A 14975-nucleotide genomic window follows, 5' to 3' on the forward strand; every position below is an offset into this window, starting at 1 on the left:
AGGTAGTGAACAGTGCAGTCCATCCCCGTTTCCTCGCCCGCTGATTCCGCCCGATCCGCACTGGCCGCGCGTCCGTCGGCGAAGGTCCTCATCATCGGGGCCGGTATCAACGGCATCGCCACGTTCCGCGACCTGGCGCTGCAGGGCGTCGACGTCACCATCGTCGACAAGGGCGACTTCGTGTCCGGCGCCTCCGCGGCGTCCTCGCACATGATCCACGGCGGCATCCGTTACCTGGAGAACGGCGAATTCAGGCTCGTGAAGGAGTCGGTCACCGAGCGCAACGGGCTGCTCAAGATCGCCCCGCATTACGTCAAGCCGCTGAAGACCACGGTGCCGATGTTCTCCGCCCTGTCCGGGGTGCTCGCCGCGCCGCTGCGCTTCCTCACCCACAAGCAGGGCAAGGCGCAGGAGCGCGGCGCGCTGCTGATCAAGGTCGGCCTGGTGCTCTATGACTCCTTCTCCCGCGACGGCGGCTCGGTGCCCAAGCACGAGTTCCACGGCCGCAAGAAGTCGCTCGAACGCCTGCCGCGCCTGAACCCCGGCCTCAAGTACACCGCCACCTACTACGACGCGTCGATGCACGACCCGGAACGCCTCGCCCTTGACGTGCTCCGCGACGGGCTCGACACCGGCGCGCACGCCCGCGCCGCCAACTACATCGAAGCTGTGGGCATGGATGCCGACGGCGTGCGCCTGCGCAACACCGTCACCGGCGAGGAATTCAGCTTCGCCGCCGACGTTGTCGTGAACACCTCCGGCCCGTGGACCGACCTGACCAACTCGGCGCTCGGCCAGGCCAGCACTTACATGGGCGGCACCAAGGGCTCGCACATCGTGCTCGACCACCCCGAACTGCTCGCCGCGACCGGCGGCGGGGAGATCTTCTTCGAGAACAACGACGGCCGCATCGTGCTGATCTACCCGCTCGCCGGCCGGGTGCTCATCGGCACCACCGACCTCGAGCACGACATGAGCCAGCCGATCCGCACCACCGAAGACGAGATCGACTACTTCTTCGACCTGGTCAAGCACGTCTTCCCCGACATCGTGGTGGACCGCTCGCACATCGTGTTCAGGTTCTCCGGGGTGCGTCCGCTGCCCCGGCACGACGACGAGGCGCCCGGCTTCGTGTCGCGGGACTACCGCATCGAGTCCAGCCCGTTGGGAGCGCGCCCCGGCACCCTGCTCAGCCTGGTCGGCGGCAAGTGGACCACCTTCCGCGCCCTGGCCGAACACCTCAGCGGCGACATCCTCACCCTGCTCGGCGTGCCGCGCACGGTGTCCACCGAGGGCCTCGCCATCGGCGGCGGCAGGGGCTACCCGGCCACCCCGGCCGCGCACACCGTCTGGCTCGCCGCCAACGGCGACGAGGTCGGCCGCCCCCGCGCCCAGGCCCTGCTCACCCGGTACGGCACCCGGGCCGGCGCGATCATCGACTTCCTGACCGAAGCCCCGGATGCGCCGCTCTCGCACAATCCGCTCTACACCCGCCGGGAGATCGAGTACCTGGCGCGCGAGGAGTCGGTCACCCACCTGATCGACCTACTGCTGCGCCGCACCAGCTTGGCCTTCGTCGGCGGGCTCACCGTGGCGCTGCTCGACGAGCTGGCCGGGGTGCTCGCACCCGTGCTGGGCTGGGATGCCGCCACCAGCGCCGACGAGGTGGCCCAGGCCAGCCGGGAGCTGCGTGAGGTGCACGGGGTCGACCTGGCCGCCACGGACGCGGTGAACGCTCTCTAGTTTTTCGAGGTGAGTTGCGGAGGACTTCTCCGCTCCTCACCGCTTGCTGCACGACGGTGTGCGCGGAACCTTCCGCGTGCGCTGAGAACACGAAAGGTCAATGTGGACAATCTCAGTGTGGTATTCCTCTCGGAGCTGGTGGGCACGGCCCTCCTGGTGCTCCTCGGCTGTGGCGTCGTCGCCAACGTCGCCCTCACCAAGACGAAGGGCTTCGGTGCCGGCTTTCTCATGGTCACCCTGGGGTGGGGCTTCGCGGTCTTCGCCGGTGTGATCGTCTCGTACAACTCCGGCGCGCACCTGAACCCGGCGGTGACGCTGGGCCTGGTGGCCTCTGGCGCGACCGAGTTCGGCTCCGGTGTGCCGGTGAACGTGCTGTCGGTGCTCGTGTACATCGCCGCCCAGATGCTCGGTGCGGTGCTCGGCGCTGTCGTGGTCTGGTTGGCGTACAAGCAGCACTTCGATCAGGAGCCCGACCCGGCGAACAAGCTCGGCGTGTTCGCCACCGGGCCGGCCATCCGTTCGTATGGCTGGAACCTGGTCACCGAGATCATCGGCACCTTCGTGCTGGTGCTGGTGATCATCGGCTTCAGTGACGGACGCCAGGGCGAAAACGGTGGCATGGCGGCGCTCGGTGCCCTGCCGGTGGCGTTCCTGGTGATTGTGATCGGCACCTCGCTGGGCGGGCCGACCGGCTACGCCATCAACCCGGCCCGTGACCTCGGCCCCCGCATCGCACACGCGCTGCTGCCGATCCCGGGCAAGCGCGGCTCCGACTGGGCCTACTCCTGGGTTCCCGTGGCCGGCCCGGTCATCGGCGGAGTGCTCGCCGGCTGGGCCTCGCTGGTGCTGCTGCCCATCCTCACCTGATCCTCCGGCATCCCGCCAGACCCTTTCCATCTCTAATCCCATTCCAACCACGTCCTGACACAGGAGTTCCGACATGAGTGACAAGTACATCTTCGCCATCGACCAGGGCACCACGAGCACCCGCGCCATCATCTTCGACCACGCCGGCTCGATCATCTCCACCGGCCAGCTCGAGCACGAACAGATCTTTCCCCGCGCCGGCTGGGTCGAGCACGACCCGATGGAGATCTGGGGCAACACCCGCCAGGTCATCGGCCAGGCCCTGTCCAAGGCCAACCTCACCCGGCACGACATCGAGGCCGTCGGCATCACCAACCAGCGCGAGACCGCCGTGGTCTGGGACCGCACCACCGGCCTTCCGGTCTACAACGCCATCGTCTGGCAGGACACCCGCACCCAGCCCATCGTCGACCGTCTCGCCGCGGATGGTGGCGGTGACAGGTTCAAGGCCACCGTGGGCCTGCCGCTGGCGACCTACTTCTCCGGCACCAAGATCGTCTGGATCCTGGAGAACGTGGAGGGCGCCCGTGAGAAGGCCGAGCGCGGCGACCTGATGTTCGGCACCACCGACTCCTGGGTGCTCTGGAACCTCACCGGCGGCCTGGAGGGCGGCGTGCACGCCACCGACGTCACCAACGCCAGCCGCACCCTGTTCATGAACCTCGAGACCCTCGAATGGGACGACGAAATCCTGGCTGCTTTTGGCGTTCCGCGCTCGATGATGCCCGAGATCCGCTCCTCCAGCGAGGTCTACGGCACGGTCAACGAGCACAGCCTGCTGCGCGAGGTGCCCATCGCGGGCATCCTCGGTGACCAGCAGGCCGCCACGTTCGGCCAGGCCGCCTTCGACCAGGGTGAGGCGAAGAACACCTACGGCACCGGTAACTTCCTGATCTTCAACACCGGCACCGACATCATCCACTCCAAGAACGGCCTGCTCACCACCCTGGGCTACAAGCTCGGCGACGCCGAACCGCACTACGCGCTGGAGGGGTCGATAGCCGTCACCGGGTCGCTCATCCAGTGGCTGCGCGACAACCTCGGGCTGATCAATTCGGCGAGCGAGATCGAGACCCTGGCCGCCACCGTGGACGACAACGGCGGCGCCTACTTCGTGCCGGCGTTCAGCGGCCTGTTCGCGCCGTACTGGCGCGCGGATGCCCGCGGCGCCCTGGTGGGACTGACCCGGTTCGTGAACAAGGGCCACATCGCCCGGGCGGCGCTGGAGGCCATCGCGTTCCAGACCCGTGAGGTCATCGACGCGGTCAACGCGGACTCCGGGGTGCCGCTGACCGAGCTCAAGGTCGACGGCGGCGCCACCGGCAACAACCTGCTGCTGCAGTTCCAGGCCGACATCCTCGGCGTGCCCGTGGTGCGCCCGGTCGTGGCCGAGACCACCGCGCTCGGCGCCGCGTACGCGGCCGGCCTGGCCGTGGGCTTCTGGAGCGGCCTGGGCGAACTGCGAGCCAACTGGCAGGAAGACGCCCGCTGGGAGCCCGACATGGAGGACGCCGAGCGCGAGCGCCTGCTGCGCAACTGGAAGAAGGCCGTCACCAAGACCCTCGACTGGGTCGACGAAGACGTCCTCTAGCCGACCGCCGCATCCGCCGCTCCTCCGAGCTGTGCGGGTGCGGCGCCGTTATGCGGGTGGCGCGCCACCCGCATAACGGCGCCTGCCCCGCATATCGCGGCGACCCGGCTAGCGCGGCGCGAGGAGCTGCGGCAGGGCGTCGAGGGTGGTGAGGCGGATGACGCCCAGCCGGCGGGCCTCGGCGAGGTCGTCCTCTGGCGGGGGGGGGGGGGGGGGGGGGGGGGGGGGGGGGGGGGGGGGGGGGGGGGGGGGGGGGGGGGGGGGGGGGGGGGGGGGGGGGGGGGGGGGGGGGGGGGGGGGGGGGGGGGGGGGGGGGGGGGGGGGGGGGGGGGGGGGGGGGGGGGGGGGCCGGCCGTGCCGACCCTGTCCAACCACACGCCGGTCAGCCCGGCGGCGGCGGCGCCGATGGCATCGGTGCGCAGCCGGTCGCCCACGTACACGGAAGCGTCAGGAGCGGCTCCGAACAGGGCGCAGGCGTGCAGGAAGATCTCCGGCCGGGGTTTGTTCAGGCCGAACTCGGCCGAGGCCACCACGTGCTCCACCCGGGCGTCCAGGCCCGTGTCGGCCAGCTTGACGCTCTGGTAGGCGAGCTCCCCGTTGGTGATCAGGCCGAAGCCCACCCCGGGGATGCGCCGGGCCAGCTCGTCCAGGCAGGGCAGCGCGTCCTCGTGCAACCGCCAGTGCGCCCGGTAGTGCACGAAGTAGTCCTCGAACCAGGCACCGGCCTCCGCGTCGGTCAGAGTCACGCCGTGTGCGGCCGCGAAGTCGCGGGCCCTGGCGCTCCGCTGCCCGGCGAAGTCCAGATCGCCGGCGAGGTAGGCGTGATAGTGCTGCTCCTCGAGCGCGTTCCAGAGCGCCACGACGGTGTGCGGGTCGGCGGTCGCGCCCCGGCCGCCCTGCCCGGCGATGTGCCCGAGGATGCCGTCGGCCACGGCCGCCCGGTGCGCGAACAGGGTGTCGTCCAGGTCGAACAGCACCAGGGCGGGCACTGTCACGGCAGTCTCACCGGCCACAGGCGGCCCAGAGCGGGCCCGGCGCCCGTCACGCGCCCACGACCTCGGCCGGCCAGCCCGCGAGCGGTGTGCGGTCGTCGGCGGCGCGAAGCGCACCCTTCCACGACGGCGGATGCGTCCCGTCGCGGTACGCGACTCCGGCGGGTCCCTGTCCGGTGTATCGGAACCCGGCCTTCCGGGCGGTCCGGGCCGACGCGAGATTGCCGGCGACGCACTCCCAGTGCACGCTGTCGCAGAGGCCGGTGCTGAAGCCCCAGTCCAGCACCAACCGTTGGGCCTCCACCATCAGGCCCCGGCCACGGTGGGCGGCGCCCACCCAGAAGCCGATCGAACCGGCACGCGCCGCCGCATCCCCGGCCGGCACGCTCAGGCTGATCACGCCGAGAAGCTCCGGTGCCGCAGAATCGCGCACCGCCCAGGTGCATTCCTGGTCGTTCGCCCAGGCCGACGGCACGTACCCGGTGATGAAACCCGTCGCGTCCTCGAGCCGGTACGGCCAGGGCAGGCGGGCCAGATACTGCGGCATCACCGGGTCCTGGCAGTACTCGAACACCCGCTGGGCGTCGTCCGGGCGCGGTTGGTCCAGCCGCAGCAACGGCGAGGACAGCTCGACGGGGTGCATCAGCGCCGCGCCAGGAAACCCATCCGGTCGAACGCGGTCGCCAGGGTGACATCGGCTACCGCGGCAGCCCGGTCGGCGTTGGCGGCGAGGATCCGGTCGAGTTCGGCCGGGTCGTCGAGCAGCTCGAGCACCCGCCCCCGAATCCCTCCGAAGGTCTCGGTGACCACCTCGGCCAGGCCCTTCTTGAAGTCGCCGTAACCGCGACCCGCATACTCGTCCTCGAGCGACTGGATGGAGCGCTCCGCCATCACGGAGTAGATCGTGAGCAGGTTGGCCACCCCGGGCTTGTTCTCCCGGTCGAAAACCACACCACCCTCGGCGTCGGTCACGGCACGCATGATTTTCTTGGCCGTCACCGACGGCTCGTCGAGCATCCAGATCACGCCGGCGTGCGACTCGGCTGACTTCGACATCTTCGCGGTCGGGTTCTGCAGGTCGTAGATCTTCGCGGTGTCGCGGATGATGCTGGCCGTCGGCACCGTGAAGGTGTCGCCGAAGCGGGAGTTGAACCGGGCGGCCAGGTCGCGGGTGAGCTCGACGTGCTGGCGCTGGTCCTCACCCACCGGCACGATCTCGGTCTGGAACAGCAGGATGTCCGCGGCCATCAGCACCGGGTAGGCGAACAGGCCCACCGTGGTGGCGTCGGCGCCCTGCTTGATCGACTTGTCCTTGAACTGGGTCATCCGGCTGGCCTCGCCGAAGCCGGTGAGGGTGTTCAGCGCCCAGGCCAGCTGCGCGTGCGCGGCCACGTGCGACTGCACGTACAGCGTCGACGCGGACGGGTCGATTCCCGCCGCGATGTACTGCGCGGCCGTGGCGCGGGTGTTCTCCCTCAGCTTGGCCGGGTCCTGCGCCACGGTGATGGCGTGCAGGTCCACGATCGAGAAGAACGCGTCGTGGGTCTGCTGCAACTTCTTCCAGTTCAGCAGCGCACCGATGTAGTTGCCGATCTGCAGCGAGTCTGCGGAGGGCTGCATGCCGGAGTAGAGGCGGGTCTTGGTCATGAGGGAGTGTCTTTCGTCAAAAATGAGGCCGCGCGAGCGGCGAAAAAGAGGATCAGATGGCGTAGTCGACGACCACGGGAGCGTGGTCGGACCAGCGCTGGTCGTAGGCATCCGCCCGGTCGACGGTGTAGTTGACGACGGATGCCGCCAGCGCGGGCGTCGCGAGCTGGTAGTCGATGCGCCAGCCGGTGTCGTTGTCGAACGCCTGGCCGCGCCAGGACCACCAGGTGAACGGCCCGTCCATCTCGCCGGCTGCCTTGCGGCCCACGTCGACCCAGCCCAGGCCCGCGCCGTTGTTGTAGTCGGCCTCGTCCTCGGCGCCGAGGATGCGGTCGAAGTAGGCGCGCTCCTCGGGCAGGAAGCCGGCCCGCTTGACGTTGCCCTTCCAGTTCTTGATGTCGAACTTGCGGTGCCCCACGTTGAGGTCGCCGAGCACGACGACCCTCTCGCTGTGCGCGGCCAGTTCGGGCAGCCGGGTGAGCATGGAGTCGAGGAAGGTGAACTTCTCCACCTGCTTGGGGGTGTCCACCTCTCCGGAGTGCACGTAGGTGCTCACCACGGTGACGATGGTGCCGTTGACCTCGTAATCGGCCTCGAGCCAGCGGCCGGCGCTGTCGAAGTCGGGGTGGCCCAGTTCGACCCGGTGGATCGAGGCGGTCTTTCGGCTGGCGATGGCCACGCCGGCGCGGCCCTTGGCGGTGGCGGGGTCGTGCAGGATGTTCCAGTCCGGGCCGAGCAGACCCTCGATGTCTTCGGTCGAGGCGCGCACCTCCTGGATAGCGAGGATGTCGACGTCGCGGGTGGCGAGCCAGTCGCCCATGCCCTTGCGGAACGCGGCACGGATGCCGTTGGTGTTGATGCTGGCGATGCGCAAGGGGCGGGTGGTCTCGGATGCGGGAGAAGACGGCATGCGCCGATTCTACCGAGTGCCGCCGACCCGGGCCGGGGCGGTTACCGTTCCGCGGGCTCGCTGACGCCGTATTTCTCGGCCCGCTGCTTGGCCTTTCGCAGCCGTCGGTTGCTGCCGGGCCGCTGCAACCAGGATGCGCTCTCCCGCGCCAGCCTGGCCTGCCGCAGCTCCACGGTGGCAGCAAGACGCAGCGCCTCCGCTTCCTTCTGGTCGGTCAGCTTCTTGGCCTCGTCGGCGCTCAGAGTGGAGGGCGGGATGCCGGCGTCCTGCATGCCGACGGCGATCCAGGCCGCGGAGATCAGGGTGACAGTGGAGGTGAGGTTGAACCAGATCAGCAGACCGATGATCACCGCGAAGCCGGCCAGCAGCGGGTTTCGGGCCGCGCCGCCGAGCAGGGCGGCGCCGAGTACCTTGAGCACACCCAGCACCACCGCGCCGAGCAGCGAGCCGACGAGCAGGTTCCGGAGCGGGATGCGCACCCTGGAGAGCACCCTGAACAGGGCGGCGAGGGTGATGGTGTCGATGATCAGCACGATCAGCAGGGCCACGGCCTGGCTCGACGCGACGAACCAGAACGAGTCAGTGCCCTGGCCGAGCAGGCCGAGGAACCCGCGGAGCAGTTCGGTGCTGATGATAGAGATCACGGCCGACACGACGAGGGCGAGGCCGAAGGCCAGTCCGAGGCCGAGTTCGCGCAACTTGACCAGCACGAAGAAGGTGGTCTCCTGGCCCATCCCGAAGATGCCGCGCACGGCCTGGGAGGTGGTGCTCAACCAGCCCAGGGTCGTCGCGAGCAGGCCGATGAGGGCGATGGCACTGCTCCAGGTGAGCGCGCCGGTGTCGCCGAGGGACTTGGGGTCAATCACCCCTTCCTTGCCGATCAGGCCGGGAACGGACTGGTTGATGATCACGAACAGCTGATCCATCAGGTCGGGGTTGCTGGCCAGCCAGATCCCGGCGACGGAGAAGACCAGCCAGAGCGCGGCGAAGATCGCGAAGATCGCCTGGTAGGCCATGCCAGCGGCCAACACCGGCCCGCGGCTCTGGTTGAAATGGGTGAACACCCGCACGGGGCGGGTGTTCATGATGCGCGTGACGATGTCGCCGATCTTCATCGCTCCAGCCTAGCCAGCGCGCGCGGCCGCCCAGGGCGGTTAACGACGGACGGCGGCCCGTAGGCCGCCGTTCGTTAGGAGTCCGTAAGAGTTACGGCTTGCCGCGCATGATGGCCTGTTTGACCTCGGCGATGGCCTGGGTCACCTGGATGCCGCGCGGGCAGGCCTCGGTGCAGTTGAAGGTCGTGCGGCAACGCCAGACGCCTTCCCTGTCGTTGAGGATGTCCAGGCGCACGGCGGCGTTCTCGTCGCGGGAGTCGAAGATGAATCTGTGTGCGTTCACGATCGCGGCGGGCCCGAAGTACTGTCCGTCGGTCCAGAACACCGGGCAGCTCGACGTGCACGCGGCACAGAGGATGCACTTGGTGGTGTCGTCGAAGCGCTCGCGCTGAGCGACGGTCTGGATGCGCTCCTTGCCGTCCTTGGGCGTGTTCTGTGCCATCAGGAACGGCTGCACCTCGCGGAAGGACGCGAAGAACGGCTCCATGTCCACGATCAGGTCCTTCTCCAGCGGCAGGCCCTTGATGGCCTCGACCGTCACCGGCTTGGTGATGTCGAGGTCCTTGATCAGGGTCTTGCAGGCCAAACGGTTCCGCCCGTTGATCCGCATCGCGTCGGACCCGCAGATGCCGTGCGCGCAGGACCTGCGGAAGCTCAAGCTACCGTCCTGTTCCCACTTGATCTTGTGCAGGGCGTCCAGGATGCGGTCCGTCGCGTACATCTCGACGTCGTAGTTCTCCCAGTGCGGGTCTTCGTCGATTTCGGGGTTGAAGCGTCGCACCGACAGGGTGACCGTGAACGAGGCGATCTCGTCGGGAACCGCGGGGGGCGATTCGAGGGTGGGGGTGCTCACTAGTACTTCCTCTCCATCGGCTGGTAGCGCGTAATGGTCACGGGCTTCCAGTCGAGCGAAATATGGTCGGCAGCATCCGCGGACAGGGCGTCACCCGACAGGTAGGCCATGGTGTGCTGCAGGTAATTGACGTCGTCGCGCAGGGGGAAGTCGTCGCGCATGTGGCCGCCGCGGCTCTCCTTGCGGTTGCGGGCGGAGTACACGACGACCTCGGCCAGGTCGAGCAGGAAGCCCAGCTCCACGGCCTCGAGCAGGTCGGTGTTGAACCGGCGGCCCTTGTCCTGCACGCCGATGTTCTTGTAGCGCTCGCGCAGGGTGTGGATGGTCTCGGTGACCTCACGGAGGGACTCGTCGGTGCGGAACACCTGCGCCTTCTCGTCCATGATCTCCTGCAGCTCCCGACGGAGCACGGCGATGCGCTCGGTGCCGGTGGAGGTGCGGATGGTGGTCAGGAGTTCGCGCACGAACTTGGCTGGGTCCTCGGGCAGCGGCACAAACTCGGCGGTCTTGACGTACTCGACGGCGTTGTTGCCGGCGCGCTTGCCGAACACGTTGATGTCCAACAGCGAGTTGGTGCCGAGCCGGTTGGAGCCGTGCACCGAGACGCAGGCGCATTCGCCGGCGGCGTAGAGGCCGGGCACCACGGTGGTGTTGTCCCGCAGCACCTCCGCCTTGACGTTGGTGGGGATGCCGCCCATGGCGTAGTGCGCGGTGGGCATCACCGGCACCGGTTCGGTGACGGGGTCCACGCCGAGGTAGGTGCGGGCGAACTCGGTGATGTCGGGCAGCTTGGTCTCGAGCACCTCGGCACCCAGGTGGGTGCAGTCCAGGTACACGTAGTCCTTGTTGGGGCCGGCGCCGCGGCCCTCCGCGACCTCCTTGACCATGCAGCGGGCCACGATGTCACGCGGGGCGAGGTCCTTGATGGTGGGCGCGTAGCGCTCCATGAACCGCTCGCCGGAGGCGTTCCGCAGGATCGCGCCCTCACCGCGGGCACCCTCGGTGAGCAGGATGCCCAGGCCGGCCAGGCCGGTCGGGTGGAACTGGAAGAACTCCATGTCCTCCAGCGGCAGGCCCTTGCGCCAGATGATGCCCACACCGTCGCCGGTGAGGGTGTGCGCGTTGGACGTCGTCTTGTAGATCTTGCCGAAACCGCCGGTGGCGAAGATGAACGCCTTGCCGGAGAAGACGTGCAGCTCACCGGTGGACAGGTCGTAGGCGACCACGCCGGACGGCTGGTCGACGCCGTCGACGTTGGTCATGATCAGGTCGAGCACGTAGAACTCGTTGAAGAAGTTGATGCCGCGTTTGACGCAGTTCTGGTACAGGGTCTGCAGGATCATGTGGCCGGTGCGGTCGGCGGCGTAGCAGGCGCGGCGCACCGGGCTCTTACCGTGGTCGCGGGTGTGACCGCCGAAGCGGCGCTGGTCGATCTTTCCCTCAGGGGTGCGGTTGAACGGCAGGCCCATGTTCTCGAGGTCGATGACGGCGTCGATGGCTTCCCTGGCGAGGATCTCCGCGGCGTCCTGGTCGACGAGGTAGTCGCCGCCCTTGACGGTGTCGAAGGTGTGCCACTCCCAGTTGTCTTCCTCCACGTTCGCCAGCGCGGCAGCCATGCCGCCCTGCGCCGCGCCGGTGTGCGACCGGGTGGGGTAGAGCTTGGAGATCACGGCGGTGGATGCGTTCGGTCCGGCCTCGATGGCGGCTCGCATGCCCGCCCCGCCAGCCCCGATGATCACGATGTCGAACTGGTGGTAGTGCACCCCGTCGACGATGGTGGACTCGGGCATGTTGGTCACAGGTGCATCCGTCATGAAAGTTTTTGCAGCTCCTCGAGGGCCTAAACGGCCTGGCAGAAAGTGGGCAGAAGGTCGGCGGGCTGGCCGGCCGGGCAGGCGTCGAAGGTGAACACCACGAGCGTGCCGAGAACGATCAGGATGACCACGGCGGCGAGGATCGACGATTTGAGGATGCCGCGGCTGATGCGCGTCGTGGCGTAGTCGTTCACGAGGGTGCGCATGCCGTTGCCGCCGTGGATCAGGGCGAGCCAGAGCATCGCCACGTCCCACCACTGCCAGAACGGGTTGGACAGCTTGCCGGCGACGAAGGCGAAGTTCAGCGCGCTGACGCCCTCGCCCACCATCAGGTTCACGAAGAGGTGGCCGAAGATCAGCACGATCAGCACGACGCCGGAGACGCGCATGTAGATCCAGCCCCACTTCTCCCAGTTAACGCCGTTCTTGCGGGGGCTGCGGGAGTATGGGCTGCGGGGGGCGACGATTGTCGAGGTCATTTTCGGTCGCCTCCTAGTGGCTGAACACGTTGATCAGGTGGCGGGGCAGGAAGGCGATCATGGTGATCACCCAGAGCCCGATCACGACGTAGAAGAGCACCCGCTGGTGCTTCGCGTTCCAGAAGTCGATGGCGATGATGCGCAGGCCGTTGAAGGCGTGGAACACGATCGCGGCGACCAGGCCGGCTTCGCCCAGCCCCATGATGGGGGTCTGGTACTGGCTGATCACGGCGTTGTACGCCTCGGGGCTGACCCGCACGAGGGCGGTGTCGAGGATGTGCACGAGGAGGAAGAAGAAGATCGCCACCCCGGTGATCCGGTGCAGGACCCAGGACCACATGCCCTCACGGCCGCGGTAAAGCGTTCCGGCCGGACGACGCGAGGTCGTCTTCCGCTGAGCTGTCAGGGCCTCTGCCGAATTCTGTGGCATGACCAACCCTCCCTGGCTGAGTCGTGACCCCTGCTGAACGAGGTGTCATCGTTGAACAAACACGTATCGTCAGTCTATATCTTGACGGCGAGATAAGTCTGGTTAGGGGTGCCTAACCGGGTGGGCGGCCGCCGGTGACCAGAGGCTTTGTACCCGCATCAAGGCTAGTGCGGTCAGCGGCGTTGCGCGGCCGGAACCAGGGTTTCCGCACGCACGGCGAGGCTTTCATCGATGACCTGCGTGTAGAACCCGAACAGCGTGGCGCAGACGGTTTCCCAGCTGCGGCCGAGCACGGCCCGCCGGCCCGCCTCGCCCATCCGGTGCCGCAGCGGAGCATCGGTGACCAGCGCGGCCACGTGTCGGCGCAGGTCCCTGTCATCGTCCGGAGTGAACAGGAACCCGTCGGTGCCGTGCTCGATGAGATCGATCGGGCCACCGGCGCGCGGCGCCACCACGGGCAGTCCCGCGGCGTGCGCCTCTTGCAGGGTCTGTCCGAAGGTCTCCTCTGTACCGGCGTGCAGGAACACGTCGAAGCTGGCGTACGCCGCCGCGAGCTCGGCACCGGCGAGCCGGCCCAGCCAGGTCACCGGCATTCCCGCCAGAGCCTTGGCCACCAGGGGAGTGGACGGCCCGTCGCCGACCAGGGCGATGCTGATCCCGCGTAGGCCGCTGAGTGCCCGGAACCTTTCCACCTGCTTCTCCGGGGCGATCCGGCCGACGTACCCGATCACCACCTCGCCGTTGGGCGCCAGTCGCCGGCGCAACGCCGCCACCTCCGGGCCGTGCCGGGTGTTGGGGTGGTAGCTCTCCAGGTCCACGCCCCTGGTCCACCGGTCCAGGCGCTGCACGCCGATGCGGCGGAGGTCGCTCATCGACGCCGTGGACGGCACGAGGGTCAGGTCGGCGCCGTCGTGCACCCACTTCACGAACCGCCAGGCCAGCCCGGTCGCCTGGCCGAGGTGGTTGCGGCTGGCGTAACCGGCCACATCCGTCTGGAACACGGCAACGCTCGGCACGCCCAGGCGCCGGGCGGCCGCGATGCCCTGCGCGCCGAGGAGGAACGGTGACGCCGCGTGCAGCACGTCCGGCGCGAAGTCGGCCAGCAGCCCCAACACCCGCGGATTGGGCAGGCCGACGGGAAACTGCCGATAGGAGAGGGCGGGCACGGTGTGCACGGGAAAGCCGGCGTAACTCGGCGGGGCGCCGAACGGGGCGATCACCAGGGCCTCGTGGCCCTGGCGGCGCAGCTCGTCGAGCACCTTGCAGACGCTCGTGGTGACCCCGCTGATGGTGGGGAGGAAGCTTTCGCTGACGACGGCAACCCTCATGCCGCCACAGTAGACAGCCCGCACGTCTGTGCGGTGAACCCTGGATGAACGGGGCCGACGGACCGGTAGTCTGGCGCAATGTCCCACTCCAGCGATGCCCTCGCCCGCTTCTACAGTGTGATCCCTGCCGGCGGGATCGGATCCAGGCTCTGGCCGCTGTCCCGCGCCGACGCGCCCAAGTTCCTGCACGACCTCACCGGCAGCGGGCAGACGCTGCTGCGCGCCACCTGGGACCGGCTCGCACCGCTGTCCGGCGACCAGCGCATCATGGTCGTCACCGGGCGGGCGCACCGGGCCGCCGTCGAGGAGCAGCTGCCGGAGCTCGGGGACCTGAACGTGGTCCTGGAGAGCGAACCGCGGGACTCCTCGGCCGCGATCGGGCTGGCCGCCGCGATCCTCGAGCGCCGCGAACCCGGCGTGATCATCGGCTCCTTCGCAGCCGACCACGTCATCAAGGGCCCCGCGGCGTTCCGCCAGGCCGTCGTGGAGGCCATCGTCGCCGCCGATACCGGCCTGATCGTCACCATCGGCATCCAGCCCACCGAGCCGGCGATCGGTTTCGGTTACATCAAGACCGGCGCGGCCCTGTCCATCGACGGCGCCCCGAGCGCCCAGTCGGTCAATTCGTTCGTGGAGAAGCCCAGCCCGGCCACCGCCAAGCGCTACCTCTCCAGCGGACAGTACCTCTGGAACGCCGGCATGTTCATCGCCCGCGCCGACAGGCTGCTCGAGGAGATCGGCGCGAGCGAGCCCGAGCTGCTCGCCGGGCTGCTCGAACTCGCCGAGGCGTGGGACACCCCGCGCCGCGGCGCCGTCGTCGACCAGGTCTGGCCCAAGCTCAAGAAGATCGCCATCGACTACTCCGTGGCCGAGCCCGCCGCCGCGAAGGGCAAACTGGCCGTGATCCCCGGCCAGTTCGACTGGGACGACGTGGGAGACTTCGCGTCGATCGCCAAGATCCACGCCAACGGCCGCAAGCGCGACCTGGCGATCCTCGGTGAGGGCGCCCGGGTGCTGGCCGACTCCTCCAGCGGAATCGTCGTCAGCCACACCAAACGCATGATCGCTCTGATCGGCGTCGACGACATCGTCGTCGTGGACACCCCCGACGCCCTGCTGGTGACGACAAGCGCCAACGCCCAGAAGGTCAAGGCCGTCGTCGACGCGCTGCGGCTCTCGGGCAGCTCAGACGTCCTGTAGCTGCGG

14 protein-coding genes are annotated in these 14975 nt (G+C 68.7%); 4 read left to right on the top strand and 10 right to left on the bottom strand.

What is annotated here, in order from left to right; genetic code table 11:
- Positions 1 to 21: 21 nt before the first annotated feature.
- The 3 genes from E3O60_RS17345 to glpK all read left to right on the top strand — a co-directional run bounded on the left by E3O60_RS17345 (position 22) and on the right by glpK (position 4201).
- Entirely contained in the window at positions 22 to 1743 is a 1722-nt protein-coding gene (locus E3O60_RS17345; RefSeq protein ID WP_134498839.1) for a glycerol-3-phosphate dehydrogenase/oxidase, read from the top strand.
- 117 nt (positions 1744 to 1860) lie between these two features.
- Positions 1861 to 2610, top strand: coding sequence for an MIP/aquaporin family protein (locus tag E3O60_RS17350; RefSeq protein ID WP_240632368.1), 750 nt, complete (start codon positions 1861 to 1863; stop codon positions 2608 to 2610).
- Positions 2611 to 2683: 73 nt separating this feature from the next.
- Positions 2684 to 4201: a glycerol kinase GlpK gene (gene glpK, locus E3O60_RS17355; protein WP_088455236.1), complete on the top strand. Its 1518-nt coding sequence runs from the start codon at positions 2684 to 2686 to the stop codon at positions 4199 to 4201.
- Here glpK and E3O60_RS18945 read toward each other — a convergent pair.
- The 10 genes from E3O60_RS18945 to E3O60_RS17405 form a co-directional block, all read right to left on the bottom strand.
- On the bottom strand, positions 4198 to 5310 hold the full coding sequence (locus E3O60_RS18945; protein WP_370448673.1) for an HAD family hydrolase: 1113 nt from the start codon (positions 5308 to 5310) through the stop codon (positions 4198 to 4200). The genes glpK and E3O60_RS18945 overlap by 4 nt on opposite strands.
- Positions 5243 to 5836, bottom strand: coding sequence for a GNAT family N-acetyltransferase (locus tag E3O60_RS17365; RefSeq protein ID WP_134498790.1), 594 nt, complete (start codon positions 5834 to 5836; stop codon positions 5243 to 5245). The genes E3O60_RS18945 and E3O60_RS17365 overlap by 68 nt, the downstream gene beginning before the upstream one ends.
- Positions 5836 to 6840, bottom strand: coding sequence for a tryptophan--tRNA ligase (gene trpS, locus E3O60_RS17370; protein WP_088455238.1), 1005 nt, complete (start codon positions 6838 to 6840; stop codon positions 5836 to 5838). Before trpS ends, E3O60_RS17365 begins: the two co-directional genes overlap by 1 nt.
- Positions 6841 to 6892: 52 nt before the next feature.
- Positions 6893 to 7750: an exodeoxyribonuclease III gene (locus E3O60_RS17375; RefSeq protein ID WP_088455239.1), complete on the bottom strand. Its 858-nt coding sequence runs from the start codon at positions 7748 to 7750 to the stop codon at positions 6893 to 6895.
- Positions 7751 to 7791: 41 nt separating this feature from the next.
- A complete protein-coding gene (locus tag E3O60_RS17380) occupies positions 7792 to 8865 on the bottom strand; it encodes a YihY/virulence factor BrkB family protein (RefSeq protein ID WP_088455240.1) in 1074 nt (357 codons plus the stop codon).
- A 91-nt stretch (positions 8866 to 8956) separates the two neighbouring features.
- Entirely contained in the window at positions 8957 to 9718 is a 762-nt protein-coding gene (locus tag E3O60_RS17385) for a succinate dehydrogenase iron-sulfur subunit (protein ID WP_088455241.1), read from the bottom strand.
- Positions 9718 to 11532 carry a succinate dehydrogenase flavoprotein subunit gene (sdhA, locus tag E3O60_RS17390; protein WP_240632369.1) on the bottom strand — a complete coding sequence of 605 codons (1815 nt, stop codon included), beginning with the start codon at positions 11530 to 11532 and terminating at the stop codon, positions 9718 to 9720. The genes E3O60_RS17385 and sdhA overlap by 1 nt, the downstream gene beginning before the upstream one ends.
- A 26-nt stretch (positions 11533 to 11558) precedes the next feature.
- Complete coding sequence (locus E3O60_RS17395; protein ID WP_088455242.1) at positions 11559 to 12011, bottom strand: succinate dehydrogenase hydrophobic membrane anchor subunit; 453 nt, start codon at positions 12009 to 12011, stop codon at positions 11559 to 11561.
- 13 nt (positions 12012 to 12024) lie between these two features.
- The gene (sdhC, locus tag E3O60_RS17400) at positions 12025 to 12441 is read right to left on the bottom strand and encodes a succinate dehydrogenase, cytochrome b556 subunit (RefSeq protein WP_088455243.1); all 417 of its coding nucleotides are present in this window, start codon (positions 12439 to 12441) and stop codon (positions 12025 to 12027) included.
- Between the two features lie 173 nt (positions 12442 to 12614).
- Complete coding sequence (locus tag E3O60_RS17405) at positions 12615 to 13769, bottom strand: glycosyltransferase family 1 protein (RefSeq protein WP_088455244.1); 1155 nt, start codon at positions 13767 to 13769, stop codon at positions 12615 to 12617.
- A 78-nt stretch (positions 13770 to 13847) separates the two neighbouring features.
- Here E3O60_RS17405 and E3O60_RS17410 point away from each other — a divergent pair, with 78 nt between their 5' ends.
- The gene (locus E3O60_RS17410; protein WP_088455245.1) at positions 13848 to 14969 is read left to right on the top strand and encodes a mannose-1-phosphate guanylyltransferase; all 1122 of its coding nucleotides are present in this window, start codon (positions 13848 to 13850) and stop codon (positions 14967 to 14969) included.
- Positions 14970 to 14975: the final 6 nt, after the last annotated feature.

It is taken from the genome of Cryobacterium sp. TMB1-7, assembly GCF_004402435.1.
In the GTDB taxonomy this organism is placed as follows: Bacteria; Actinomycetota; Actinomycetes; order Actinomycetales; family Microbacteriaceae; genus Cryobacterium; species Cryobacterium zongtaii.